This is a genomic window from Bradyrhizobium sp. 27S5, assembly GCF_037217225.1.
Lineage (GTDB): Bacteria > Pseudomonadota > Alphaproteobacteria > Rhizobiales > Xanthobacteraceae > Bradyrhizobium > Bradyrhizobium septentrionale.
On record NZ_CP147714.1, the window covers coordinates 3,424,538 to 3,448,141 of the forward strand.

The 23,604-nt window shown below is 63.8% G+C and carries 24 protein-coding genes; 20 read left to right on the forward strand and 4 right to left on the reverse strand.

Features of this window, described 5'->3' with window-relative positions:
- The first annotated feature begins 51 nt into the window (after positions 1–51).
- From WDM24_RS15725 to dhaK, 12 genes are all read left to right on the forward strand, one after another.
- Positions 52–1,410, forward strand: coding sequence for an ABC transporter substrate-binding protein (locus WDM24_RS15725; RefSeq protein WP_338699315.1), 1,359 nt, complete (start codon positions 52–54; stop codon positions 1,408–1,410).
- Between the two features lie 112 nt (positions 1,411–1,522).
- Positions 1,523–2,458, forward strand: a complete 936-nt coding sequence (locus WDM24_RS15730; RefSeq protein WP_338701241.1) for a sugar ABC transporter permease — start codon at positions 1,523–1,525, stop codon at positions 2,456–2,458.
- Complete coding sequence (locus WDM24_RS15735; protein ID WP_338699316.1) at positions 2,455–3,432, forward strand: carbohydrate ABC transporter permease; 978 nt, start codon at positions 2,455–2,457, stop codon at positions 3,430–3,432. Before WDM24_RS15730 ends, WDM24_RS15735 begins: the two co-directional genes overlap by 4 nt.
- A gap of 77 nt (positions 3,433–3,509) precedes the next feature.
- Positions 3,510–3,638, forward strand: a complete 129-nt coding sequence (locus WDM24_RS15740) for a hypothetical protein (RefSeq protein WP_338699318.1) — start codon at positions 3,510–3,512, stop codon at positions 3,636–3,638.
- Between the two features lie 4 nt (positions 3,639–3,642).
- Positions 3,643–4,740, forward strand: a complete 1,098-nt coding sequence (locus WDM24_RS15745) for an ABC transporter ATP-binding protein (RefSeq protein ID WP_338699320.1) — start codon at positions 3,643–3,645, stop codon at positions 4,738–4,740.
- Positions 4,733–5,758, forward strand: coding sequence for an ABC transporter ATP-binding protein (locus WDM24_RS15750; protein ID WP_338699322.1), 1,026 nt, complete (start codon positions 4,733–4,735; stop codon positions 5,756–5,758). The genes WDM24_RS15745 and WDM24_RS15750 overlap by 8 nt, the downstream gene beginning before the upstream one ends.
- A 21-nt stretch (positions 5,759–5,779) precedes the next feature.
- Positions 5,780–6,403 (forward strand): dihydroxyacetone kinase subunit DhaL, encoded by a 624-nt coding sequence (gene dhaL, locus WDM24_RS15755; RefSeq protein WP_338699324.1) that lies wholly within the window; start codon positions 5,780–5,782, stop codon positions 6,401–6,403.
- Complete coding sequence (gene dhaM, locus WDM24_RS15760) at positions 6,400–6,792, forward strand: dihydroxyacetone kinase phosphoryl donor subunit DhaM (RefSeq protein WP_338699326.1); 393 nt, start codon at positions 6,400–6,402, stop codon at positions 6,790–6,792. Before dhaL ends, dhaM begins: the two co-directional genes overlap by 4 nt.
- A 31-nt stretch (positions 6,793–6,823) precedes the next feature.
- On the forward strand, positions 6,824–7,126 hold the full coding sequence (locus tag WDM24_RS15765) for an HPr family phosphocarrier protein (protein WP_338699328.1): 303 nt from the start codon (positions 6,824–6,826) through the stop codon (positions 7,124–7,126).
- A 1-nt stretch (position 7,127) separates the two neighbouring features.
- On the forward strand, positions 7,128–8,747 hold the full coding sequence (ptsP, locus tag WDM24_RS15770) for a phosphoenolpyruvate--protein phosphotransferase (RefSeq protein ID WP_338701244.1): 1,620 nt from the start codon (positions 7,128–7,130) through the stop codon (positions 8,745–8,747).
- Positions 8,740–9,162, forward strand: a complete 423-nt coding sequence (locus WDM24_RS15775) for a hypothetical protein (protein ID WP_338699330.1) — start codon at positions 8,740–8,742, stop codon at positions 9,160–9,162. The genes ptsP and WDM24_RS15775 overlap by 8 nt, the downstream gene beginning before the upstream one ends.
- 37 nt (positions 9,163–9,199) lie before the next feature.
- Positions 9,200–10,183, forward strand: a complete 984-nt coding sequence (dhaK, locus tag WDM24_RS15780; protein WP_338699332.1) for a dihydroxyacetone kinase subunit DhaK — start codon at positions 9,200–9,202, stop codon at positions 10,181–10,183.
- Positions 10,184–10,262: 79 nt separating this feature from the next.
- Here the strand turns inward: dhaK and WDM24_RS15785 are convergent, their stop codons facing one another.
- Genes WDM24_RS15785 through WDM24_RS15795 form a run of 3 tightly spaced genes read right to left on the reverse strand, consistent with a single transcriptional unit; the run spans position 10,263 to position 13,037 of the window.
- The gene (locus WDM24_RS15785; RefSeq protein ID WP_338699334.1) at positions 10,263–10,943 is read right to left on the reverse strand and encodes a class II aldolase/adducin family protein; all 681 of its coding nucleotides are present in this window, start codon (positions 10,941–10,943) and stop codon (positions 10,263–10,265) included.
- Positions 10,944–10,975: 32 nt separating this feature from the next.
- Positions 10,976–11,701 (reverse strand): SDR family oxidoreductase, encoded by a 726-nt coding sequence (locus WDM24_RS15790; RefSeq protein ID WP_338699336.1) that lies wholly within the window; start codon positions 11,699–11,701, stop codon positions 10,976–10,978.
- A gap of 16 nt (positions 11,702–11,717) precedes the next feature.
- Positions 11,718–13,037 carry an iron-containing alcohol dehydrogenase gene (locus tag WDM24_RS15795; protein WP_338699338.1) on the reverse strand — a complete coding sequence of 440 codons (1,320 nt, stop codon included), beginning with the start codon at positions 13,035–13,037 and terminating at the stop codon, positions 11,718–11,720.
- A gap of 141 nt (positions 13,038–13,178) precedes the next feature.
- Here WDM24_RS15795 and WDM24_RS15800 point away from each other — a divergent pair, with 141 nt between their 5' ends.
- From WDM24_RS15800 to WDM24_RS15835, 8 genes are all read left to right on the forward strand, one after another.
- A complete protein-coding gene (locus WDM24_RS15800; protein WP_338699340.1) occupies positions 13,179–14,216 on the forward strand; it encodes a sugar-binding transcriptional regulator in 1,038 nt (345 codons plus the stop codon).
- A gap of 66 nt (positions 14,217–14,282) precedes the next feature.
- A complete protein-coding gene (locus WDM24_RS15805; RefSeq protein WP_084518305.1) occupies positions 14,283–15,224 on the forward strand; it encodes a carbohydrate ABC transporter permease in 942 nt (313 codons plus the stop codon).
- Positions 15,224–16,114 carry a carbohydrate ABC transporter permease gene (locus WDM24_RS15810; protein WP_338699345.1) on the forward strand — a complete coding sequence of 297 codons (891 nt, stop codon included), beginning with the start codon at positions 15,224–15,226 and terminating at the stop codon, positions 16,112–16,114. The genes WDM24_RS15805 and WDM24_RS15810 overlap by 1 nt, the downstream gene beginning before the upstream one ends.
- Before the next feature lie 48 nt (positions 16,115–16,162).
- Complete coding sequence (locus tag WDM24_RS15815) at positions 16,163–17,689, forward strand: ABC transporter substrate-binding protein (protein WP_338831787.1); 1,527 nt, start codon at positions 16,163–16,165, stop codon at positions 17,687–17,689.
- Positions 17,690–17,858: 169 nt separating this feature from the next.
- Positions 17,859–19,388 (forward strand): FGGY-family carbohydrate kinase, encoded by a 1,530-nt coding sequence (locus WDM24_RS15820; protein WP_338699349.1) that lies wholly within the window; start codon positions 17,859–17,861, stop codon positions 19,386–19,388.
- The gene (locus WDM24_RS15825; protein ID WP_338699351.1) at positions 19,385–20,188 is read left to right on the forward strand and encodes an HAD hydrolase family protein; all 804 of its coding nucleotides are present in this window, start codon (positions 19,385–19,387) and stop codon (positions 20,186–20,188) included. Before WDM24_RS15820 ends, WDM24_RS15825 begins: the two co-directional genes overlap by 4 nt.
- Before the next feature lie 15 nt (positions 20,189–20,203).
- Positions 20,204–21,313, forward strand: a complete 1,110-nt coding sequence (locus WDM24_RS15830) for a sn-glycerol-3-phosphate ABC transporter ATP-binding protein UgpC (RefSeq protein WP_338699353.1) — start codon at positions 20,204–20,206, stop codon at positions 21,311–21,313.
- A 49-nt stretch (positions 21,314–21,362) separates the two neighbouring features.
- On the forward strand, positions 21,363–22,994 hold the full coding sequence (locus tag WDM24_RS15835) for a choline dehydrogenase (protein WP_338831788.1): 1,632 nt from the start codon (positions 21,363–21,365) through the stop codon (positions 22,992–22,994).
- A 67-nt stretch (positions 22,995–23,061) separates the two neighbouring features.
- Here WDM24_RS15835 and WDM24_RS15840 read toward each other — a convergent pair whose 3' ends face one another.
- Complete coding sequence (locus WDM24_RS15840) at positions 23,062–23,589, reverse strand: MarR family winged helix-turn-helix transcriptional regulator (protein WP_338699357.1); 528 nt, start codon at positions 23,587–23,589, stop codon at positions 23,062–23,064.
- Positions 23,590–23,604 lie beyond the last annotated feature (15 nt).

Genomic DNA, 23,604 nt, shown 5'->3' on the forward strand with positions numbered 1-23,604 from the left:
GCAGGGGGCGCGCAGCGTGGGTTAGATGCATCAACGAGAGAGGAAACGGACATGCGAAGCTTCAAATGGCTAGGTAGCTCTGCGGCGACGGCGGTCCTCGGGGCAGCGCTGCTCGGGGTATTCGGTGGAGGCGAGGCTGCAGCGCAGGGCAAGCAGCTTACGCTGTGCTGGGCGGCATGGGATCCCGCCAACGCGCTGGTCGAACTGGGCAAGGACTTCACCAAGCAATCCGGCATCGAGATGAAATACGAGTTCGTCCCCTGGACGAGCTATGCGGATCGCTTCCTCAACGAGCTGAACTCCCATGGCAAGCTCTGCGACCTGATCATCGGCGACAGCCAGTGGATCGGCGGCGCCGCCGAGAACAAGTGGTACGTCAAGCTCAACGATTTCTTCGCCAAAGAGAAGATCTCGATGGACGACTTCGTCCCGGCGACCGTTGTCGGCTACTCGCAATGGCCGAAGAATTCGCCGAACTACTGGGCGCTGCCGGCAATGGCCGACGCGGTGGGCTGGACCTATCGCAAGGACTGGTTCTCGCGTCCCGAGATTCAATCGGCGTTCAAGGCCAAGTACGGCCGCGATCTGGCGCCGCCGAAGACCTATGACGAGCTGAAGCAGATTGCCGAGTTCTTCCAGGGCCGCGAGATCGACGGCAAGAAGGTCTATGGCGCCTACATCTTCACCGAGCGCGGCTCGGAAGGCATCACGATGGGCGTGACCAACGTGCTCTACAATTACGGCTTCGGCTACGACAATCCGAAGAAGCCGTACCAGATGCAGGGCATCGTCAATTCAGCTGACGCCGCCAAGGGGCTCGAATTCTACAAGGAGCTCTACAAGTGCTGCACCGCGCCGGGCATGACCAACGCCTACATGCAGGAAGGGCTTGATGCCTTCAAGTCCGGCCAGGTGGCGATGCAGATGAACTGGTTCGCCTTCTTCCCCGGCCTCTACAAGGATCCGAATGTCGGCGGCGACAAGATCGGCTTCTTCGTCAATCCGGCCGGTCCGAAGGGACACTTCACCCAGCTCGGCGGGCAGGGCATCTCGGTGGTAGCGACCTCCGACCGCAAGGACGACGCGCTCGCCTACATCAAGTGGTTTGCGCAGCGCGCCGTGCAGCAGAAATGGTGGCAGATCGGCGGCTACTCGGCGCTGAAGGCGGTGGTCGACGCGCCGGACTTCCCGAAGAGCGCGGCGTTCGCGCCGCAATTCCTGGAGTCGATGGGCATCGTCAAGGACTTCTGGGCCGAGCCGTCCTACGCGCAACTGCTGCTCGACATGCAGAAGCGGGTGCATGACTACGTCGTCGCCGACAAGGGCACGTCGCAGCAGGCGCTCGATCTCCTGGTCAAGGACTGGACCAAGGTGTTCAAGGAGCAGGGCAAGGAAGTCGCCTCGCAATAGGTCCGCGACCACGCGACTTCACCGAACTGGCTTCCCCGGGGCGCCGCCTCGGGGACGCCGATCCAGCCAGCCGATGGGACAGATGACCACGATCCTGCAACCCGATCATGCTATGATCCCGGGCGTGAACGAGCCCGCCAAATCCCGCGCCGCGCGGCGTGTCCGTGGCCTGTCGGACCGCACCATTGCGTGGCTGTTCGTTGCGCCGACGATCGCGCTGCTGCTTGCGATCAACATTTTCCCGCTGATCTGGATGATCCGGCTATCCTTCACCAGCCTCAACCTCAGCATGTCCTATCTGCCGCTGCGGTTCGTCGGCCTCGACAATTTCAGCGATATCCTCACCGACGAGGACGTCTGGACCCGGCTGCAGACCACGGCGCAGTTCGTGATCTCGTCGGTGGCGCTGCAGGTGGTGGTCGGATTTGGCCTTGCGCTCCTGATCAACCGCCAATTCCGCGGCCACAGCTTCTGGACCACGATCATCCTGCTGCCGATGATGCTGTCGCCGGCGGTGGTCGGCAACTTCTGGACGCTGCTGCTGCAGCCGCAGATCGGCCCGTTCAACTATCTGATCAGCCTGTTCACCGGCGTGCCGCCGAGCTCGTTCAGCATGACCGGGCAGGTATCGCTCGCACCGTGGACCATCGTGCTGGTCGATACCTGGATGTGGGCGCCTTACGTGATGCTGATTTGCCTCGCCGGGCTGCGCTCGATTCCCGATTACATCTATGAGGCCGCCGAAGTCGATCGTGCCTCGCCCTGGCGGCAGTTCTGGTCGATCACGCTGCCGATGACGGTGCCGTTCCTGATGCTTGCGGTGCTGTTCCGCGCGATCGAGAACTTCAAGATGTTCGACATGGTCAATCTGCTGACCTCGGGAGGACCAGGATCGACCACCGAACTGGTGTCGATCACGCTGAAGCGCGCGGCGTTCGAGAAGTGGCGCACCGGCTATTCCTCCGCGCTCGCCATCATCCTGTTCGTGACCGTGTTCGGTGCCGCCAACATCTACGTCAAAGCGCTCAACAAGGTGAAGCAACGATGACCGCTGCTGTTGCCAAATCTGGCCTGGCCAAATCCACCGCGCACTCGATCGTCGAGGCCTCGCCGCGCACCAAGGCGTTCGCCGGCACCCTCGTCATCCTCTATGCGCTGATCACGATCCTGCCGCTGCTCTGGATCGTCGCCACCGCCTTCAAGTCGCAAAGCGATGCCATCGCCTATCCGCCCAAGGTGATCTTTGAGCCGACACTCGAAGGCTATGTCAACCTGTTCACCGTGCGCACCCGCCAGACACCTGATTTCATCGCCAAGTTGCCGGCGCCGGAGACCTGGTATGACAAGCTCGTGCGCAAGCATGATATGGTGATTGCCGGACCGTCCAAGGTCGTGCCGCGCTTCGTCAACTCGCTGATCATCGGCTTCGGTTCGACCTTCCTCGCCGTCTTCCTCGGCACGCTCGCGGCCTACGCGTTCTCCCGCTTCCGCATTCCGCTGGCCGACGATCTCTTGTTCTTCATCCTGTCGACGCGGATGATGCCGCCGGTCGCAGTCGCGATCCCGATCTATTTGATGTACCGGCAGCTCAATCTGACCGACACCAGGCTCGGCATGATCCTGCTCTACACCGCCGTGAACGTCTCGCTCGCGGTCTGGCTGCTCAAGGGCTTCATTGACGAGATCCCGCGGGAGTACGAGGAGGCGGCTTTGGTCGACGGCTATACGCGGCTGCAGGCACTGCGCAAGGTCGTGCTGCCGCAGGCCGTCACCGGAATTGCGGCGACCGCGATCTTCTGCCTGATCTTCTCCTGGAACGAGTACGCGTTCGCGGTTCTGCTGACCAGCGGCGAGGCGCAGACCATGCCGCCCTTCATCCCCTTCATCATCGGTGAGGGCGGTCAGGATTGGCCGGCGGTTGCCGCCGCGACCACGCTGTTCGTCGTCCCGATTGTCATGTTCACCGTGTTGTTGCGCAAGCATCTGCTGCGCGGCATCACCTTCGGAGCGGTGCGCAAATGAGCGGTTCTGCGGTTGCCCGGGGAGGCAAAGGGGCACTCCATCGCTTTTTCCAGCGGAGCCGCTGGGAGGCCGTTGCGATGACCCTGATCGGGGGCGGCATCTTCATGCTGGTGCAGCCCTGGTCGATCGATCTGTACAGCTATTCTTTCGTGACGATTCTTGCCGGCACGGTCGGCTACGTCATCGTCAGCCATTTTCCGGAATAGGGCCATGGCACAGATCCGCATCGAGAACCTGCGCAAATCGTTCGATCAGTTCACCGCGGTGGAAGGCTCGACCTTCACCATCGACGACGGCAGCTTCTTCGCGCTGCTCGGCCCCTCCGGCTGCGGCAAGACCACCACGTTGCGCATGATCGCCGGCCTCGAGCTGCCGACCGAGGGCAAGATCCTGCTCGACGGCGAGGACGTCACCTTCCACCGCGCCGCCGCCCGCGACATCGCCTTCGTGTTCCAGCTGTTTGCGCTCTATCCGCACATGAATGTCGGGCAGAACATCGGCTTCCCGCTGAAGTGCCAGGGCATGGCGAGGCACGAGATTCGCGAACGGGTGCAGGAGACCGCGCGGATGCTGCGGATCGAGCATCTGCTGTCGAGCAAGACATCGAAGCTCTCGGGCGGCGACCGCCAGCGCGTCGCGCTCGGGCGTGCCATGGTGCGGCGCCCGAAGGCGTTCCTGATGGACGAGCCGCTGGGTGCGCTCGACGCCGAGTTCCGTCATCTGATGTGCGGTGAGCTGCGCGACCTGCACGATCGCATCAAGGCGACCACGGTTTATGTCACCCACGACCAGCTCGAGGCGATGTCGATGGCCGACCAGATCGCGATCATGAACAAGGGGCGCGTCGAGCAGATCGGCACGCCGCAGGAGGTCTATGACCGGCCCGCCAGCATGTTTGTCGCGGACTTCATCGGCTCGCCGCCGATGAATTTCCTGCGCTTCGAGGGCGGCCTGCGATCCGGTGACCGGGCGATCGATTTCCACGACACCAGGCTCGCGGTGCCCGAGATCCGAGAAGACCGCGCGAGCGCACCGCTGGCGCTCGGGGTTCGTCCGGAGCATATCCGTTTCGCCGACGCTGGATCGGTTCGCGGCGAGGTCTTCGGCGCGGAATATCTCGGCACCACGCAGATCGTCACCGTCGACACGGCGTATGGGCGTGTCGCCGCGCGGCTGCCGTCCAGCGCCTCGGTGCGGATCGGCGAGACCATCGGCCTCGAATTCAACTCCGAGCGGCTGGCGCTGTTCGATATCGGCAGCGGCCTTGCGATCAGGACCGCCAGCGAGGAGGGCGTGCGCCATGGCTGACGTCAGCTTGCGCAATATCAGCAAGCGCTTCGGCGCGGTGGAGGCGGTGCGCGACCTCTCGCTGACGGTGGGCGACGGCGAATTCCTCGTCCTGCTCGGGCCGAGCGGCGCCGGCAAGACCACGACGCTGCGGCTGATCACGGGGCTGGAGAGTCCCGACGCCGGCTCGGTCATGATCGACGGGCGCGACGTGACGCATGATCCGCCGGGTGCGCGGGACATCGCGTTCGTGTTCCAGCAATATTCGTTGTATCCGCATTTGTCGGTCTACGACAATTTGGCGTTCCCGTTGCGCTCTCCTGCGCGGCGCGTGCCGGAGCCGTTGATCCGCAAGCGCGTCGAGCAGACCGCGGAGCTCTTGCATATCGCCAGCAAGCTGAACAACCGTGCCACCCGCCTGTCCGGCGGCGAGATGCAGCGGGTCGCGATCGGCCGCGCGCTGGTGCGCGATCCCTCGATCTATCTGATGGACGAGCCGCTGTCGTCGCTGGATGCAAAGCTTCGCGCCGAGCTGCGGCTCGAGCTGAAGCGGATCCAGCTCGAACTCGGCGCCACCATCCTGTACGTGACCCACGACCAGGTCGAAGCCATGACGATGGCATCAAGGATCGGCGTGATCAGGGACGGCCAATTGCTTCAGCTCGGCACGCCGAGGGAGATCTACGAAAATCCCTCCTCGAGCTACGTCGCTTCGCGGCTCGGGACGCCGCAGATCAATTTCCTGCCGGCGCGGCTGCTGTCCGATGTGGCGATGCCGCCGGAAACCGAGACGGTGGGCATCCGCACCGAGCACCTGCAGATCGCCACGCGCAATGGCGGGCAGATGATCGGGCGGGTGCATCGGGTCGAACACCTCGGCGAGCAGAATCACGTTCACCTGGACTATAAGGGCGAAACGCTGGTGACGCTGGCGGATCCGCATCAGCCGCTGCGGGCCGGCCAGGAGGTCGAATTGCAACTGGTGCGTCCGCTGTGTTTCGACCGTGCCGGGCAGCGCGTCGGCGCGATGGTTCAATAGAGGCGTAAGAGGTTCAGATCAATGTCGGTGCAACCCGAGACGTTCAAGTCGCTGCTTAAGGCCGCCGCCGAGCAAGTCATCGCCAGCGCGCCGGAGCTCACGAGCCTGGACCAGGCGATCGGCGACGGCGACCACGGGACCAACATGAAGCGCGGCTTCGAAGCCGTGCTCGGCAAGCTCGATGCCATCTCGGCGCAGCCGCTCGACGAGGCGTTCAAGACGATCGGCAAGACCCTGGTCATGACGGTTGGCGGCGCCTCCGGCCCGCTCTATGGCAGCTTCTTTCTCGCCGCGGGCGAGGCGTTGTCGCACGACAAGCACCTGCCTGATGATCTCGCCGACGTGTTCGGCAGCGGCGTGAACGCTGTAAGCGCGCGCGGCCGCTCGCAGGCCGGCGAGAAGACGATGCTGGATGTGCTGGTTCCGGTGCTGGAGACGCTGAAAACGGGCGTCGGCCAGCCCGATCTGATCGCGCGGGTACGCAGCACCGCGGCTGAAGCGGTCGAGCGCACCGCGCCGATGCTGGCCACCAAGGGGCGGGCGTCGTTCCTCGGCGCGCGCAGCGTCGGCCATGTCGATCCAGGGGCGCGGTCGAGCTGTGTTCTTGTGCACGCGGTGTGCTCCGGCCTGGAGGCACGGCAATGACCGACACCGTGGGGATCGTGATCGTCTCGCACTCGCGGGACATCGCCAAGGGAACTGCCGACATGGTGCGGCAGATGGTCGGCAGCGAGGTCAAGGTCGCCTTCTGCGGCGGCAATCCCGATGGCGGTCTCGGCACCAGCGTGCCGCTGATCATCGACGCCATCAACGACGCCTGGTCGTCGAAAGGCGTTGCCGTGCTTGTCGACCTCGGCGGCGCCGAGACCAACAGCGAAATGGCGGTCGAGATGTTGGAGCCGGCGCGGCGCGATCTCGTTGTCGTCTGCAACGCGCCGATCGTCGAGGGCGCCGTGATGGCGGCGACGGAAGCCGCGGGCGGAAGCTCGCTGGCCCAGGTCAAGGCCGTGGCCGAGGAACTCTCTGCCGACTGAGGCGTCGGCGAAGTGATGATGGATGATGAGCATGCTTGATAAAGCGGACGAACAGATCTTCACCGGCAATGTGCGGCTGGTGCATGCGGTCGGCATGCACGCGCGCCCCGCGGTCAAGCTGACCAAGCTCGCCAAGAAGTTCCAGGCCCAGATCTCCGTGCGGGTCGCGGACGCGCCGGAATGGATCAATGCCAAGAGCGTGGCCAAGATCATGGCGATGCGCGCGGCACACGGCAGCACGATCGAGATCAAGGCCTCCGGCAGCGATGCCGAGGCTGCGGTCGCCGCGCTGGTCGATCTGATCGCAAGCGATTTCCCGGATGGAGCACCGTAGCATGCAGGGCGGCGCTGCAGGGCTGGCCTACCGCGGCAGGACCGCCTCGATCGGCTTTGCCCACGGCCCGTTGATCCGTGTCGACGCGGGCGCGGCCGGCGAGCGAGTGGCCGGCACGCTGGTCGAGGAGGCGCTGGCGCTGCGCAATGCGATCGACGTCGCGAGCGGGCAGATCGCCGATCTTGCCGCCAGCGCCGGCGGCGAAGCCGCGCAGATCCTCGAATTCCAGGTCGCGCTGCTGGAGGATGAGGATTTGATCGAGGCGATCTTCGGCTCGATCGGCGAGGGACGTCCCGCCGATATCGCATGGCGCTCGACGCTCGACGCCCACATCGCCGACTACAATTCCGCACCGGACGACTATCTGAAGGCGCGTTCCTCTGATCTCGCGGATTTGCGCGACCGGGTGATCCACATTCTGCGTGGCGACCAGGACCAGCCGCTGAAGATCCCGAGCGGGGGCGTGGTCTGTGCCGACGATCTGCCGCCATCGCGATTCCTTGAGATTGACTGGTCCGGCGGCGGCGGCCTGGCGCTGTTGCGCGGCAGCCCGACCAGCCATGTCGCGATGCTGGCGCGGGCGCGCGGCATCCCGATGGTGGTGCAGCTCGGCGCCATTCCGGATACCGGCACCACGGCGCTGCTCGACGGCGAAGGCGCGACGCTGGAGCTCGATCCCAGCGTCGAGCAGGTCCGTACCTTCGAGAAGCGGCGCGACAGCCATCGCAAGAGCAGGGCATCCGCGCGCGCGATCCTGCGGCGGCCGACGGCCTCGTGGCGCGGCGAGCACATCAAGCTCCTCATCAACATCCAGCGCGTCGAGGATCTCGAGCATGCCGACGCGCAATATGCCGACGGCATCGGCCTGATGCGCACCGAGTTCCTGCTCGCCGGGCGGAGCGATCTGCCGGACGAGGAGACCCAATTCCAGGCCTATGACGAGGTGGTGCGTTGGGCCGGCCAGCGGCCCGTCACCATCCGTACCTTCGATGCAGGCGGCGACAAGCCGGTGCCGGGCTTCACGCTGGACGGCGAAGCCAATCCGTTCCTCGGGGTGCGCGGCCTGCGGCTGTGCCTTGCCCGGCCCGAGATCTTTGCGGTTCAGCTTCGCGCGCTGGCGCGGGCCGCGGTGCGCGCCAATCTCAAGGTCATGTTCCCGATGGTCACGTCGGCGGACGAGCTCGAGGCGGGGCGGAAGCTGTTCGCCGATGTCGTGCAGCGCTTGCAGGCGGCCGGCATTGCCGCAACGCTTCCCGAGCTCGGAATCATGGTCGAGGTTCCGGCGGCGGCCCTCGCGATTGCGAGCTTCAAGGCGTCCTTCTTCTCGATCGGCTCGAACGATCTCGCGCAATATGTCCTGGCCTGCGATCGTTCCAACGGAGCTCTCGCCCCCCTGATGGACCCGCTGCATCCCGCAGTGCTCGAACTGATCGCGCGGACCGCGGAGCATGGGCGGCGCGCCGCGATCAGCGTCAGCCTGTGCGGCGACATGGCGGGCGATCCGCGCTGTCTGCCCGCCCTTTTGAATTGCGGTCTGCGCGAACTCTCCGTCAACGCATCGGCGCTGGCGCAGATCAAGCAGACCATCGACCGGCTGAGCGGTGGAGGTACCCTTGGCTGATACGGCGGCCGATGATGCGCCCGAAGCCGGTGCGGTTGCGGTCTACAAGCGCATCTTCAAGGAGGTGCTGGAGAGCCGTCCCTCCGGCATGCGGCTCCGGCTGGCCCATGCCATGGGGAAGAACCGCAGCTTCGTCAGCCAGATCAGCAATCCAGCCTATCCGGTGCCGATACCGGTGCAGCATCTCAACACGATCTTCGATGTCTGCCATTTTCCGCCGCAGGCGAAGACGGCCTTCCTTCGCGCCTATGCGCGCGCACATCCGCGTCGCGTCGGCCGGTTGAGCGAAGGTTCGCACGAGCGGGCGCTGACGCTGCATATGCCGGATCTCGGCAGCGCCAAGCGCAACGCCGAGCTCGACGCACTGCTGCAGGAGTTCACGCGGCGGCTGATTGCCATCATGCGGGAAAAATAGGCGAGAAACGCCGAACGGACGAAGCGGGGAGGAAACAATGAAGAAGTTCATCAATGCGGTCGACAACGTTCTCGCCGAAAGCCTCGACGGCTTTGCGAGCGCGCATGCCGACCTCGTCATGCTCGGCGCCGAGCGGAAATTCGTGCGGCGCCGCGAGCTGAACCCGAAGAAAGTCGCGCTGGTGTCGGGGGGCGGCAGCGGACATGAGCCGCTGCATGCGGGCTTTGTCGGCTACGGCATGCTCGACGCCGCCTGTCCCGGGCAGGTGTTCACCTCGCCGACACCGGACCAGATCGTCGAGGCGGCCCAGGCGGTCGCGGGCGACGCCGGTGTCCTCTTCATCGTCAAGAACTATGCCGGCGACCGCATGAACTTCGAAATGGCGGCCGAAATCGCCGAGGGCCGCATCGCGACCATCGTGACCGACGACGACGTCGCGGTCGAGAAGTCGACCTACAGCATCGGGCGCCGCGGTGTTGCCGGCACACTGATCGTCGAGAAGATCGTTGGTGCTGCCGCCGAGAGGGGTGCCGATCTGGCAGCCTGTGTCGCGCTCGGCGAGCGCGTCAACGCGCAGACGCGCTCGATGGGCGTTGCGCTGACGAGCTGCACCGTCCCGGCTGCGGGCACGCCGACCTTTGCACTGGGCGAAGACGAGATGGAGATGGGGGTCGGCATTCACGGCGAGCCCGGACGTCGCCGCGTCAAGCTGGCAGCGGCTGATACGATTGCCGCCGAGATGACGACGGCCATTGCGGAGGATCTCGGCGCGCGTGCCGGGGCCGAGGCGCTGCTGCTCGTCAACGGTTTCGGCGGCACGCCCACGATCGAGCTCTATTTGATGTACAACGCGGCCCGCCGGATGCTCGAAAGTCGTGGCCTGCGCATCGCCCGTTCGCTGGTTGGCAGTTACGTCACCTCGCTGGACATGGCGGGTTGCTCGCTCACCGTGAGCCTGCTCGATGCCGAAACGGCCGTGCTCTGGGACGCCCCCGTGCGCACGGCTGCGTTGAGATGGTAACCGCCGTCACCTTGGCGCGGCACGCGATCATTCGTGGGTAGCGCATCATCCGGATTGGAGTGATTTTCCGCCGTGCCGATTACGGTGTTGCGTTCGCCTTGACCGGCGGATCCTGCACGCCATAGCTGCCAAATGCAGCGGCGGTTTCGCTGATGTCGGCCTCGCTCAGCAATACCGGTCCACCGATCGCCAGGGAGAGATAATACTGCCGGGCGATGGTCTCGAGTTCGACCGCCAGCCACATCGCCTTGTCCAGTGATGTCCCCGTGGCGATCATTCCGTGATTGGCCAGCAGGCAGGCGGTGCGATTCTCAAGCGCGTTCAGCGCATGCTCGGACAGTTCCTTGGTGCCGAACCTGGCATAGTCGGCAACACGCACGTTCATGCCGCCAAAGGCCGCCATCATGTAGTGGCATGCCGGGATCTCCTTGCGCGCGATCGCCAGCACGGTGGAATAGGTCGCATGGGTATGGACGATGCCTCCGACGTCGGGTCGTGCTTTCATGATGTCGAGATGGAAGCGCCATTCGGTGGAGGGCTTGAGCGGGCCCCGCCATGATCCGTATTCGCCTTCGATCGGCATTGCCGCGATCGTATCGGGCGTGAGCAGGTCGTAAGGCGTTGCCGACGGTGAAATCAACATGGTGTTACCGTGGCGGGCGGAGATATTTCCGGACGTGCCCTGGTTCAGCCCCGTGGCATTCATCCAGCGGCATTTCGCGATGATCGCCTCACGCAACTGAAGTTCGCTGTCGGTCATGGTCGGCTCCTGAAGGTCGGCGCGGAGAGCGCTCAGTATTTTTGTCGAGTCGGCGTGATGCAGATTTCCTGCACCAACGCCTTTTGCGGAAGGTTGTAGGCGTCGAGGATCAGATCGCCGACGTGCTCGGCCCCGATGCCGCCGCCGATCGCCGCCTTGTTTGCGTCATAGCTGGCACGTGTCACCGGATCCTTCACGCCATCCAGGACCTCGGTCTCGATGATTCCCGGTGAAATGACGATCACGCGAACATCGTAGGCGGACAGATATTCGCGAAGGCTCTCGGAGACGCCGTGGACGAAATATTTGGTCCCGCAATAGACCGTGTGATCGGGATAGACCTTGCGTCCGGCGATCGAACTCATCATGACGAGCGTACCGTGGCGACGCTCCATCATGCCCGTCATGACGGCATGTACGCTGTTCATGACACCGTTGACGTTGATGGCGATCATTTCGTCCCAATCGGCGGGGTCCTGCCTGCCGATGTCACCTAGCCTTGCGATGCCGGCGTTGGCGAACATCATATCCACGGGGCCGAATCTTGCTTCGGCGTCTCGCACCGCCGCGGCCAGCATCGCGCGATCGCGCACGTCCACCTTGCGGCAGACCGAATTGGGCAGACCCATGGCTTCCAGCCGTTCGATCCGGCGGGCCATCAGCAGCACGGGGTGGCCGGCCGCGGAGAAGGCGCGGGCGGTCGCTTCTCCGATGCCGGAGCTCGCCCCGGTCACGGCGACAAGCGGCTTTGCGGTCATGTCACAGGCCTCCCTCTCAAAGTTCGCCCTGCGCAAACGCCTCCAGCGTCCCGGCGTCTGCGGCAATGTCGAGGAACGAAAAGCGGTTGCGCATCTCGCGGCAATGCACGATGGCCTCGCGGTAGAGGTCGACGGGCACAGCCAGTTCGGTCGCCGTCGTGGCGCCGCCCGCAGCCGACAGCAGTCGCTTCATCTCGCCGACCGGGATTGCGAACCCGGCGAGCTCGCGCCGCAAGTCAGGCCACGTGTCGTCGAGCTTGCGGTTGAACGCGATGGCGCCGTCGCGATCGAAAGCCTTTTTCTTCAGCTCCGCCAGGCATTGCGATGCGACTTCATCGCCAAAGCGGCGGGCCATGCCGGCGGCGTCGATGGGGGTGGCGTGAACGGAAGGCGGCTGATTGCTGGCAAGCATGTGCTGCTGCAGGCGCGCCATGCTCAGCGACGCGATGCCGACTTGCTGGCCGTGCAGGCTGCCTGGATGCCGCGCTCCCGCGAAGCAATCGATGTAATGCGAGATCTGGTGTTCACCCATCGAACCATGGTGCGAGATGCCGGTGAACGAGATGCCCAGTCCGCACAGGGTTAGCACCCGATAGAGATAACCCATCGCCTCGATATCGCCCTTGGGCAGGTTCGAGGCGCGCTTGTTGAGCTCGATCTCGTCGACGGCCTGGATCGTGTAAGGCTCATGAAAATACGCCGTGCCCAACAGCCGGTGCGACATCCACCAGTCGCTTTGAGCGACCGAGCGGGCGAGGCAGTCGGCGAAACCGGAGGCGGCGAGATAGGCCGGCGCCGCGGCGGACACCTTGAGATCGACGAAAAAGCCGGCAGGTGTGTGCGAAGGCAGCGACACCTTCAAGCCGCTGTCGAGGGTGAGCGAGGCGGTGGAGGAGGTATATCCGTTCATCGAAGCGGCGGTTGCGAACACGCAATAGCGCCGCCCGTCGAGACCGGTGACGTACTTGCAGAGGTCGTTGACGGTACCTGAGCCGACGGCAACGACGGAATCGAATCCGCGCAGTCTCTCGGTCAGATTGCGAACCTCGGCCATGTCGGCGTGCGGACGGTCGAGAACAACAGCCTCGACGGGACCGATCTCGCGCAGTGCCCTTGCAATCCGCGCGCCCAACGCGTCGTAGGTCGCCTGATCGGCGACCAGAGCAAGGCTGTGCCCCAGCTTCAGGGACGCAACCAGCTCGGCCTCGCGGCCCTCGAGGCTGTCTTCAATCACGATGGAATCGTAGGGCACTTTCACGCGGGCGCCGGTCAGCGGATTGGTCCAGCGACCAGCCACTAAATCGTCGATCAGCGCGGTCCAGTTCGGCTTCGACATCGACAAAATCCCGCACAACGCTTCGGCGCCGCAGCACCGATCGTGACATTCGACAAAACTAATTGGCAATTAATCGAGCCAATTGACAATTGTCAACTCGATGTGCATTTTGTGTGACTGACGCCGAGGCCGGGATCGCCGATGACCAGGACGCTGCAACGCAAAGTGACGCCGCCGCGCATCAAGCGCCGGGCGTTGTCGATTCCTGCAGAGTTCGACAGTGATCCCGTCGTGTGGGCTGCCTGGCTTTACTACGAGGAGGGCATGACGCAGGAGGAGGTCGCTGATCAACTCGGCGTCTCGCGCGCGTCGGTGGTGAACTTCCTGCAGGAGGCCCGCGACCGAAACATCGTCACCATCGCGGTCTCGTCACGGCACTTGCAGACCATCGGTCTCGCACGCGAAGTGGCCGACGCTTACGGCTTGTCCAACTGCCTCGTCGTGCCTGATGATGGAGGCCGGCTGCCGGTGCACGAGCGGATCGGCATGGCCGCCGCGCGATTGCTGATCGAGCGGTTGCAGCCCGACGATGTGCTCGGCGTTTCCTGGGGCCGCACGGTGCAGGCCTTGTCGGCCGCGCTGCCCGAGATGAAGCTGCCGGGTGTGACCGTCACCCAGATCACCGGCTGCTCGATCGGGACGACGGAATTTTCGCCGGAACTGTGCACCTCCAACATCGCCAACAAGCTTGGCGCGCGATGCGTCAATCTGCACGCCCCCGGCATCGTCTCGACCGCGCAGATCAAGCGCCTGTTCATGCAGGAGCCGGCGTTGGTCGAGACCTTCAAGATCATCCACTCGAGCAACAAGGTGCTGTTCGGCGTCGGCAGTGTGGATGACGCGGGTACCGCGATGCGCAGCGGATACATGACGCCCGAGAAGATCGAGCCATACCTCGCGCGCGGTGCGGTCGGTGTGGTGAGCGGACGTTTCATCGACCGGGACGGCAAGCCGATCCTCGGAGCGCTCGACAATCAGATGATCGGCCTCACGCTCGACGAGATTGCCAAGGTGCCGGAACGAATCTGCATTGCCGGCGGCACCGACAAGATCGACGCGGTCTACGCGGCGCTCAACAACAACTACGCGACGATTTTGGTGACCGACGTGGCAACGGCGAGAACGCTGGTGCCGCGTGCGGCTCGATCTCACCGAGCCGGAGTATCACGCCGGCCCTGATCCAACACAGCGAACCGGGCCGCAGAGCCCGGCGCCGAGAAAAAAGCGATGCGCGAGGAAACGTCAATGGTTTCGCAGCAGGTGCCAAGTCTGGCCGTCGACGTGCCGGTGTCCGGCACGGAGCGTCGCCGGGTTTGGCCGCGATTTCTGACCTCGGAACATCCGTTCCCCTGGCTGGCGCCGATCACCGCGTTGATCCTGGCGTTCGGGGTCTATCCGCTGCTCTATGCGCTGTGGCTGACGTTCTTCAAGCGCAACCCGGTCACCCGCCTGAACGTCTTCAACCCGACCTGGAACTGGGGAAAGCTGTTCGCCGATGAACGGGTATGGGGCGCGATCGGTCACACCTATCTGTACACGATCAGCGCCCTGCTGATCGAACTGGGCCTTGGCCTTGCCATCGCATTGCTGCTCGACAGCGACCGCAGGGGGTATGGGCTGCTGCGCGCGCTGATGACGCTGCCGCTGGTGGTGCCGCCTGCCGTCACCGGCATGATGTTCCTCCTGATGCTGGACGGATCGTTCGGCGTATTGAGCACGGGCCTCGTTTCGCTGGGGCTGTGGTCGCCGCAACATCCGATTCTCGCCTCCAGTGGTTCTGCACTGGCCGGCGTCCTGCTGGCCGATATCTGGCAGTGGACGCCGTTCATGGTGTTGATCATGCTCGCCGGGCTGCGCGCCTTGCCGAAGGAACCGTTCGAGGCTGCCGCCATCGACGGAGCGACGGCGAGTCAGGCCTTCTTCCGCCTGACCTTGCCGATGCTCTCCAGGATCATCGCGTTGGCCGTCCTGATCCGCGGCGTCGACCTGTTCCGGATCTACGACTACGTGAAGGTGATGACGGACAGCGGGCCCGGCACCTCGACCGAGACGCTGACGTCGTACGCCGGCACCATCTATTTCAAGAACGCCGACTTTCCCTACGCCTCGACGATCTCGCTGTTCACGCTGCTGCTGGTGATCGTCACCTCAAGCATCTTCATCAAGCTGTTCAAGGTGCGGTTCTGATGCAGGAAACATTCCTCCAGAAGCGTTTGCGCGATGTGGCCGCCGTGCTCGTGGTCGGCATGTTCATGTTTCCGCTGTTCTGGTGGGCGCTGACGTCGTTCAAGCCCACCTCGGCGATCTTCAACAAGGACGAGATCGTCTGGTTCAATTTCAAGCCGACGCTGGTCAACTACGCCGTCACGATGCTCGGCAAATCACGGGCCGAACTGGCCATCGATTCCGGCAACACGTTCGGGGTCGGGGGTGCGAGTTCGTATGACAGTCGCCAAACCATCATCGACTCGCTGATCATCGCGGTGGGAGCCACCGCGCTGACGCTGCTGCTGGCGGTCATTGCGGCGTACGCATTGTCGCGGATGCGGTTTCGCTGGCGGCACGCCTATCTGAACTGGATCCTGTCGCAGCGCTTCATGCCGCCGATCGCAATCATCGTGCCGGTCGTCTTCATGTTCCACTATCTGTCGCTGCTCGACACCCGGCTTGGCCTGATCATCGTGGATACGCTGATCAACTTGCCGATCGCCGTGCTGCTGATGAAGTCATTCTACGATGACGTTCCCGTCGACGTCGATGAGGCCGCCATGATCGATGGCGCCACGCGATTGCAGATCTTCTGGCGCGTCGTCCTGCCGATGGTCAAAGGCGGCGTCGCAGCCACCGCCGTCCTCTGTTTCATCTTCTCGTGGACGGAATTCCTGATGTCGCTGTTCCTGACCAATTCGATACGAACATTGCCGGTCAGGATCACGACCTTCGTCACCTCGACAGGCTCGGAATGGGGATTCATCGCGGCTCTCGGCACGACAGCCGTGATCCCGAGCTTCATCTTCATCTTGCTCGTCCAGAAGCAGCTTGTCCGCGGCCTGACCCTCGGGTCTCTCAAGGAGTAGGCGCGCGGACCGAGACCAGAAAGTCAACAAAACATCGGGAGGAGTGCAATGAGTTTCAAGAAATTCGACCAGCAGACGTTCATTGTCGACACCGCGAACGCCTATACCAACGGGCAAATCTCGAAACGCGAATTTCTGCGCAAGCTGGGACTGGCCGGTGTCGGATTCTCGGCCTTCAGCCTCGGCATGCTCGGTAACCCGCGCGGCCTGCGCAAGGGCAGTCTGCTCGGCACCCCGGCCTATGCCGACGGCCTGCCGGACAACCAGGCCAAATGGCTGAAGGAGGTCGGCAGCAAGTTCAAGGGCGCCAAGATCCGTTATTCGACGGAATCGACGCCGCCCTCGGTGATCCTCAACCAGATCAAGAAGGAGTTCACCGATCCGACCGGTATCGAGGTCGAGGTCGAGATCGTGCCGCTGGAGCAGGTGCTCGCCAAGGCGACGCAGGACGTGCAGGGCCAGCTCGGTTCCTACGACCTCTACTACCTCGATCAATCCTGGATCTCGATGTTCCAGCCCGATTGCATCGATCCGGTGGCCTACTACAAGGACAAGCCGGAACTGGCGATGCCCGATTTCGATTGGGACGATTTCTCCAAGCCGCTCGTCAAGAATGTCGCCCAGGTCGACGGACAATGGATGGGCATTCCCTTCGACATCCCGATCTTCACCCTGATGTACCGCAAGGACATCCTGGAGAAGCACAAGATCGCGGTGCCGACCACCTACGAAGACTACCTCGCCGCCGCCAGGCAAATCACCGAGGCCGAGAAGGGCAACGGCATCTTCGGAACCGGCCTGCAGGCCAAATCCGGGCACTATTCGCTGGAGTGCGACTGGAGCCAGGCGGTGTGGGGCCATGGCGGCTCGATCTTCAACAAGAACAAGAAATTCTCCGGTAACGACGAGCAGGGCATTGCCGGCCTGAAATGGTACCAGGACCTGTTGAAGGTCTCGCCACCGAATTCGACAGCATCGACCTGGGACGGCCAGTTCGAGATGATGCATTCGGGCCAGATCGCGCTGGCGCAGAGCTGGGATGAGTTTTTCCCGGGCCTGGATGCCGACGATTCCAAGGTCAAGGGTCTGTGGGAGCCTGCCAAGCCGCTGACCGCCAACAAGCTGCGCCCGGCCTCCGAGGCCGGCTTCAACGAGCAGCCGAACCTCGGCCATCAGGGCGGCTCGTGCATCTCGCTGTCGAAATACTCCAAGAACAAGGAGGCCGCGTGGATCTTCATGCAGTGGGGTTGCTGCAAGGAGATCATGACACGCTGCACGCTGCTTGGCGGCTTCGCACCGATGCGCAACTCCTCATTTGCCGATCCGCGCGTCAAGGCCAAGGCCAAGGTCGGCGCGGGCACCACGCGGCATCTGGAGACTGTGAAGTGGGTGATCGACAATGCGATGGCGACCGAGCCGCACATGGCGTTGTGGGCGGGTCTGTCGACCAACGAGATTCCAACCGAACTCGGCAAGCTGCTGACGGGCCAGGCCTATGGTGGCGATCCCAAGAAGTGCATGGACGCGCTCGCGAAGCAGATCGACGCCCAGGTTAAGGATGCCGGTCTGCTCTAGAGCGCTTTCGAGCGATGCGGACACCCGGTTGGTGTGAAGAAGACGCGTCAAAACAACGATCCAGAGCTCCGGTTCTGATTCAATCAGAACCGGAATGCTCTGGGTCCCGCGGAGCTAGACTTTGCGGAGGCGGCCGTGGTCGCCTCCGCGTCAATTGAATTGAGATGGCATGTCCAGAGATCTGGTGATCGGCATCGACAGTTCGACCTCGGCGACAAAGGCAATCGCCTGGGATCGCAGCGGACGTGCCGTGGCCGAAGGGCGCAAGGCGATCGGCCTTGCCAATCCGCAGCCGGGATATTTCGAACAGAACCCGGACGAGTGGTGGGATTCGACCGCGGCTGCCTTGCGCAGCATCACCGACCAGGTCGGTGCCGAACGGATTGCTGCAGTTGCGATTTCCAATCAACGCGAAACCTTCAGTGCGTTCACCGAGGAGGGGACCGCAATCAGGCCCGGCATGACCTGGCTCGACGAACGGGCGCGGCCGCAGGTTGTGCGCTTCGGCAAATCGTTCGGAGCCGAGCGCGTTCATGCCATTTCCGGCAAGCCCCTTGATGTACTGCCCTGCCTCTACCGCATCATCTGGATGGCGGAGCACGAGCCGGAGATCTTCGCGCGCGCCGCGCGCTTTGCCGAAGTCCACGGCTATCTGACGCATTGCCTGACTGGTCGATGGCGGACATCGACGGCCTCGGCCGATCCGACCGGGCTGCTCGATATGACGCGCAACGTCTGGTCCGCGGAGATCCTCGATGCCGCCGGCATTGCTATCGAGAAGCTGCCGGCGCTGATGCCGCCGGGCGCGCGGATGGGGGAGGTCACGCATGCGGCCGCGGCATTCACCGGCCTGTCGGCTGGAACGCCGGTCGTTGCCGGCGGTGGCGACGGCCAGTGCGCCAGCACCGGCGCCGGCGTCACGTCTCCGGGCAGCGCCTACATCAATCTCGGGACGGCGGTGGTCTCGGGAAGCTACGGTCGCAACTATGCCTATGATCGCGCCTTCCGCACCGAGAAGGCGGTGTGCGACGACGGCTACATCTACGAGCAGTGCATCCGCACCGGCACGTTCCTGGTCGACTGGATGGCGCGCGAGATGTTCGGGATCGATGCGACGGCGCAACTGAGTGTCTTCAAGGCGCTCGAAGCCGAAGCAGCGAGCTGTCCAATCGGCGCGGGCGGCGTCGTGGTGCTGCCTTACTGGCTCGGTTGCATGACCCCCTATTGGGATCCCTATGCGCGCGGCGTGATCGCCGGATTGTCGGGCTCGACCCGGCGCGGTGCGATCTATCGTGCCTTGCTCGAAGGCATCGCGCTGGAGGTTGCCGCTCAGGCCGAGAAGATCGCGTCGGCGACCGGCGGCGAGATCGGACAGTTCTCGGCGATTGGCGGCGGTTCGGACAGCGATCTCTGGCTGCAGATTTTGGCCGATGCCGCGGGCCGCCCCGTTGCGCGCTCGACCGCGCGCGAAGCCTCATCGCTCGGCTCGGCGATCGCCGCGGCCAAGGGCGCCGGCTGGTACGGCACCATCGCCGAGGCCGCCGCGGCGATGACGAGGCCGCCGGCACGGACATTCCGGCCTGAACCGGAGAATGTGGCACGCTACGCCGAATTGCGCACCATCCATGCCGACCTCTGGCCGCGGCTGCTTGACTGGAACGCCCGGCTTGCGTCGTTTGCGGAGGGCACACCGTCGTGAAGCCCATCGCAAGCTTTCCTGCGGAGACCGCTCGCCGCATCGTCTGCATCCTGACCGACATTGACGATACGCTGACCACCGACGGCCAGCTCCCTGCGGCTTCCTATGCCGCGCTGGAAAAGCTCCAGGGCGCCGGCCTCGCCGTCGTTCCCGTCACCGGCCGGCCGGCCGGCTGGTGCGACATGATTGCGCGGTTCTGGCCGGTCGACGGCGTGATCGGCGAAAACGGCGCGTTCTATTTCCGACACGATCCGGTGGCGCGGAAGATGGTTCGCAAATTTATCGCAAGCGAGCCCGAGCGCGCCGCCAATCGGCGCAGGTTGCTGGCGCTCGGCGAGCGAATTCTTTCCGAAGTGCCCGGCGCTGCGATCTCGGCCGATCAGCTCTACCGTGAGGCGGACCTTGCGATCGATGTCTGCGAGGACGTGCCGCCACTGCCGCGCGCCGCGGTCGACAGGATCGTCGGGCTGTTCGAAAGCGCGGGCGGGATCGCCAAGGTCTCCTCGATCCACGTCAACGGATGGTTCGGCAGCTACGACAAGCTGGCCATGACCCGGATCTTTCTGCGCGAAAGGCTGGGGCTCGATCTCGACGCGGCGAGGGACCGCATCGTGTTCTGCGGCGACAGTCCGAACGATGCGCCAATGTTCGGCTTCTTCCCCTACGCCTGCGGCGTTGCGAACGTACGGGATTTCGAAGGAGAGATGCCCGCAACGCCGGCCTTCATCGCCAGCAAGCGCGGCGGCGAGGGGTTTGTCGAAATCGTGGAACAGATCTTGTCGGCGAGGATGGGCGCGTAGGGAGAAGAACCAGCCATGGCATCGGTCACCATCAGCAATGTGCGCAAGTCCTACGGCAAGTTCGAGGTGCTGCACGGCATCGATCTCTCGATAGCCAACGGCGAATTCGTCGTGCTTCTGGGACCTTCCGGTTGCGGGAAGTCGACATTGCTGCGGATGGTCGCCGGGCTCGAGCCGATTACATCGGGCCAGATCAGCATCGGCAACGTCCTGGTCAACGATCTGCATCCCAAGGATCGCGACATCGCGATGGTGTTCCAGAACTACGCGCTCTATGCCCATCTGAGCGTGTTCGACAACATGGCGTTTTCGATGCAGCTCAAGAAGGTTCCGAAGGCCGAAATCAGGCGCAAGGTGGAGTGGGCCGCTTCGATCCTCAACTTGACGCCCTATCTCGACCGCCAGCCGAAGCAGCTGTCCGGCGGCCAACGTCAGCGCGTCGCGATGGGTCGCGCCATCGTGCGCGATCCAGCTGTATTCCTGTTCGATGAGCCGCTGTCGAATCTCGACGCGAAGCTGCGCGTGCAGATGCGAACCGAGATCAAGGAACTGCATCACAAGCTTGCCACCACCACCATCTATGTGACCCATGACCAGATCGAGGCCATGACGATGGCCGATACGATCGTGGTGTTGCGCGACGGCGATATCGAGCAGATCGGCAAGCCGTTGGAGATCTATGACCATCCCGCAAATCTGTTCGTCGCCGAGTTCATCGGATCGCCGGCGATGAATGTCCTGACCGGCGAGGTCGCCGCCGAGGCGGGACGCCCGGTGCTGCGCGCCAACGGCGTGACGCTACCCTTGCCCTCGGATGCAAATGTCAGTGCCGGTCAGATCGTCAAATACGGCATCCGGCCCGAGCATCTGCGGCCAGGCGCTGGCAGTGCAGGCTTTCCTGCCAAGGTCTCCGTCGTCGAGCCGACGGGCCCTGAAATTCACATCTATGCCGAGGTCGGCGCGCAGGAAGTCTGCTCCATCACGCAGGAGCGCATTGAATTGTCGCCGGGCGACGAGATCAGTTTGGTGCCCGCCCTCGACAGGGTTCGCCTTTTCGAACCCGAGACGGGCAAGGTCATCAACGGCCCGGCCGAGGTCAGGCCGCGCCCGCTGATGCGCGCCTAGATCGGGCGATCGGACTCCAATCTGTCCAGACAAGAAGACGGAGGAAAAGATGGTGGACTACGTCATCGTCGGCGCGGGATCGGCCGGATGCGTGTTGGCAAACCGTTTGTCGGCAGATCCGAAGACTGACGTCGTGCTGCTCGAGGCCGGCGGCAAGGACACCAATCCCTTCATCCACATGCCGGCGGGCTATCTCGCCCTGATGAAGTCCGGGAGTGTCGACTGGCATTACCATACGGATCCGCAGCCGCACCTGGACAACCGCGTGTTTTGGCCGCGCGGGAAGGTGCTAGGGGGATCGAGCTCCATCAACGGGATGGTCTATATCCGGGGCCATGCCTCCGACTACGACTTGTGGGCTCAGCTCGGCAATCGCGGCTGGTCCTACAGCGATTGCCTGCCATACTTCATTCGGTCGGAAGGGCGGCAGGCCGGCGCCGACGATTATCACGGCGGCGACGGTCCGTTGCGGACGAGCCGGCTGCCGGAAATAACCCATCCGCTGACCAAGGCGTGGTTTGAAGCGGGCAAGCAAGCGGGTTTCCGCGCGACGGATGATTTCAACGGCGCCGAACTCGAGGGCTTCGGCCCGGTCGACAGCACGATCGCCGACAATCAACGCGCCAGTGCGGCCCGCTGCTACCTGCATCCGGTTCTCAACCGCCCCAATCTCAAGGTGATCACAAAAGCGCTCGGCTCACGCGTGCTCGTAGAGGGCGGGCGCGCCGTTGGCGTCGAGTACATCAGGAATGGTCAGGTACACACCTTAAGGGCCGAACGTGAGGTAATCCTGGCGGGGGGCGCGATCAACTCGCCGCAACTGCTCCAATTGTCGGGAATCGGCGATGGCGACCATCTGCGGTCGCTCGGCATAAAGGTCGTCCACGAGCTCAAGGGGGTCGGGCAGAACCTGCAGGATCATATTGCCTGCGGCGTGAAGCAGCGGTGCACCCAGCCGATCTCGTTTCTCAAGCACACCAAGCCATTGGGAGCCACCAAGGCCTTCATCCAGTACGTGCTGACCAAAACGGGCCCCGCGACGTCGCACGGCCTGGAAGCGATGGCGTTCCTCAAATCGAAACCCGATCTCATCGCGCCCGACCTGCAGTTTTTCTTCGTTCTGCTGATGTACAGCGATCATGGCCGCAAGATCACGAATGAGCACGGCTTCATGGCTTACTTCAACATCGCGCGCCCAGAGAGCCGCGGCAGCATCATGATCAAATCGGCCGATCCGTTGCAGCATCCCTCGATTCAGCCGAATTATCTGGAAGCGCCGGAGGATGTACGCAACATGCGCGACGGCATCCGGATCGGCCGGGAGATCATCGCCCAGAAGGCGTTCGATCCCTATCGCGGACAAGAATATGCGCCGGGTTCTGGCGCGGCGTCGGACGCGGACATCGACCGCTACGTCCGGCAAACCTCCGAAACCATCTATCACCCGGTCGGCACATGCAAAATGGGGTCGGATCCGCTGGCCGTTGTCGACGATCGTCTTCGTGTTCGCGGCGTTGAAGGACTGCGGGTCATCGATGCGTCCGTCATGCCGCGATTGGTCTCGGGAAACACCAACGCGCCAACGATCATGATTGCGGAGAAGGGGGCTGACTTCATCCTTGACCGCCAGGCTCTCGCAGCAAGTCCCGTGGAAACGGACAGTCGGCACGTCAGCGTGTAACCGACAACCGTGTGACGGAAGTTGCCGTCAGGCCCGGTTAGATTGGCGATCGCTTGTGGCGTCCGCGTCAGGTGTGCTTGTCCAGGCGGCGCTTGAGCAGGGTCAGGTGTTGCAGCAGGTCCGATTGCGCGACGGGCGAGAGCTCCCCGATCAAGGCGATCACCCATTCCTCATGCCGCCGCGCCATCCGGCCGAATTCCCTTGCGCCCTCCTGCGACAGACGCAAGCGGAAGGTACGGCGATCTTCGGAATCGACCTCGCGATGGATCAAGCCGTCGGCTTCCAGCTTCTGCACCAGCGCGGTGATGGCGCCGTTCGAAACCATCAAGAGCTGCGAAACCTCAGACATGGTCGCACCTCCAGGTTTGCGCTCGAGCTGCGCCAAAAGGTCGAAGCGGGCCAGCGTGGTGTTGAACTCCTTGCGCAGCCGGGCATTCAGGGTTTTTTCGATCCGGGTCGCGCAGGAGAGCAGCCGTAGCCAGATGCGCAGCTCGAGATGCGCGCCGTCGGACTCGTGTGCCGGCCCGACCGGCTGCAGCGGTGGCGGGCGCGCACTCTTCGGGGATCTGACCTTCCGTTTGGTCGTGGCATCCATTGCTGCGTCTCACCG

Coding starts and splice junctions, on each gene's coding strand:
- WDM24_RS15725 (WP_338699315.1), top strand. CDS start 52: ATGCGAAGCTTCAAATGGCTAGGTAGCTCTGCGGCGACGGCGGTCCTC.
- WDM24_RS15730 (WP_338701241.1), top strand. CDS start 1,523: ATGATCCCGGGCGTGAACGAGCCCGCCAAATCCCGCGCCGCGCGGCGT.
- WDM24_RS15735 (WP_338699316.1), top strand. CDS start 2,455: ATGACCGCTGCTGTTGCCAAATCTGGCCTGGCCAAATCCACCGCGCAC.
- WDM24_RS15740 (WP_338699318.1), top strand. CDS start 3,510: ATGACCCTGATCGGGGGCGGCATCTTCATGCTGGTGCAGCCCTGGTCG.
- WDM24_RS15745 (WP_338699320.1), top strand. CDS start 3,643: ATGGCACAGATCCGCATCGAGAACCTGCGCAAATCGTTCGATCAGTTC.
- WDM24_RS15750 (WP_338699322.1), top strand. CDS start 4,733: ATGGCTGACGTCAGCTTGCGCAATATCAGCAAGCGCTTCGGCGCGGTG.
- dhaL (WP_338699324.1), top strand. CDS start 5,780: ATGTCGGTGCAACCCGAGACGTTCAAGTCGCTGCTTAAGGCCGCCGCC.
- dhaM (WP_338699326.1), top strand. CDS start 6,400: ATGACCGACACCGTGGGGATCGTGATCGTCTCGCACTCGCGGGACATC.
- WDM24_RS15765 (WP_338699328.1), top strand. CDS start 6,824: ATGCTTGATAAAGCGGACGAACAGATCTTCACCGGCAATGTGCGGCTG.
- ptsP (WP_338701244.1), top strand. CDS start 7,128: ATGCAGGGCGGCGCTGCAGGGCTGGCCTACCGCGGCAGGACCGCCTCG.
- dhaK (WP_338699332.1), top strand. CDS start 9,200: ATGAAGAAGTTCATCAATGCGGTCGACAACGTTCTCGCCGAAAGCCTC.
- WDM24_RS15785 (WP_338699334.1), bottom strand. CDS start 10,943: ATGACCGACAGCGAACTTCAGTTGCGTGAGGCGATCATCGCGAAATGC.
- WDM24_RS15790 (WP_338699336.1), bottom strand. CDS start 11,701: ATGACCGCAAAGCCGCTTGTCGCCGTGACCGGGGCGAGCTCCGGCATC.
- WDM24_RS15795 (WP_338699338.1), bottom strand. CDS start 13,037: ATGTCGAAGCCGAACTGGACCGCGCTGATCGACGATTTAGTGGCTGGT.
- WDM24_RS15800 (WP_338699340.1), top strand. CDS start 13,179: ATGACCAGGACGCTGCAACGCAAAGTGACGCCGCCGCGCATCAAGCGC.
- WDM24_RS15805 (WP_084518305.1), top strand. CDS start 14,283: ATGGTTTCGCAGCAGGTGCCAAGTCTGGCCGTCGACGTGCCGGTGTCC.
- WDM24_RS15810 (WP_338699345.1), top strand. CDS start 15,224: ATGCAGGAAACATTCCTCCAGAAGCGTTTGCGCGATGTGGCCGCCGTG.
- WDM24_RS15815 (WP_338831787.1), top strand. CDS start 16,163: ATGAGTTTCAAGAAATTCGACCAGCAGACGTTCATTGTCGACACCGCG.
- WDM24_RS15820 (WP_338699349.1), top strand. CDS start 17,859: ATGTCCAGAGATCTGGTGATCGGCATCGACAGTTCGACCTCGGCGACA.
- WDM24_RS15830 (WP_338699353.1), top strand. CDS start 20,204: ATGGCATCGGTCACCATCAGCAATGTGCGCAAGTCCTACGGCAAGTTC.
- WDM24_RS15835 (WP_338831788.1), top strand. CDS start 21,363: ATGGTGGACTACGTCATCGTCGGCGCGGGATCGGCCGGATGCGTGTTG.
- WDM24_RS15840 (WP_338699357.1), bottom strand. CDS start 23,589: ATGGATGCCACGACCAAACGGAAGGTCAGATCCCCGAAGAGTGCGCGC.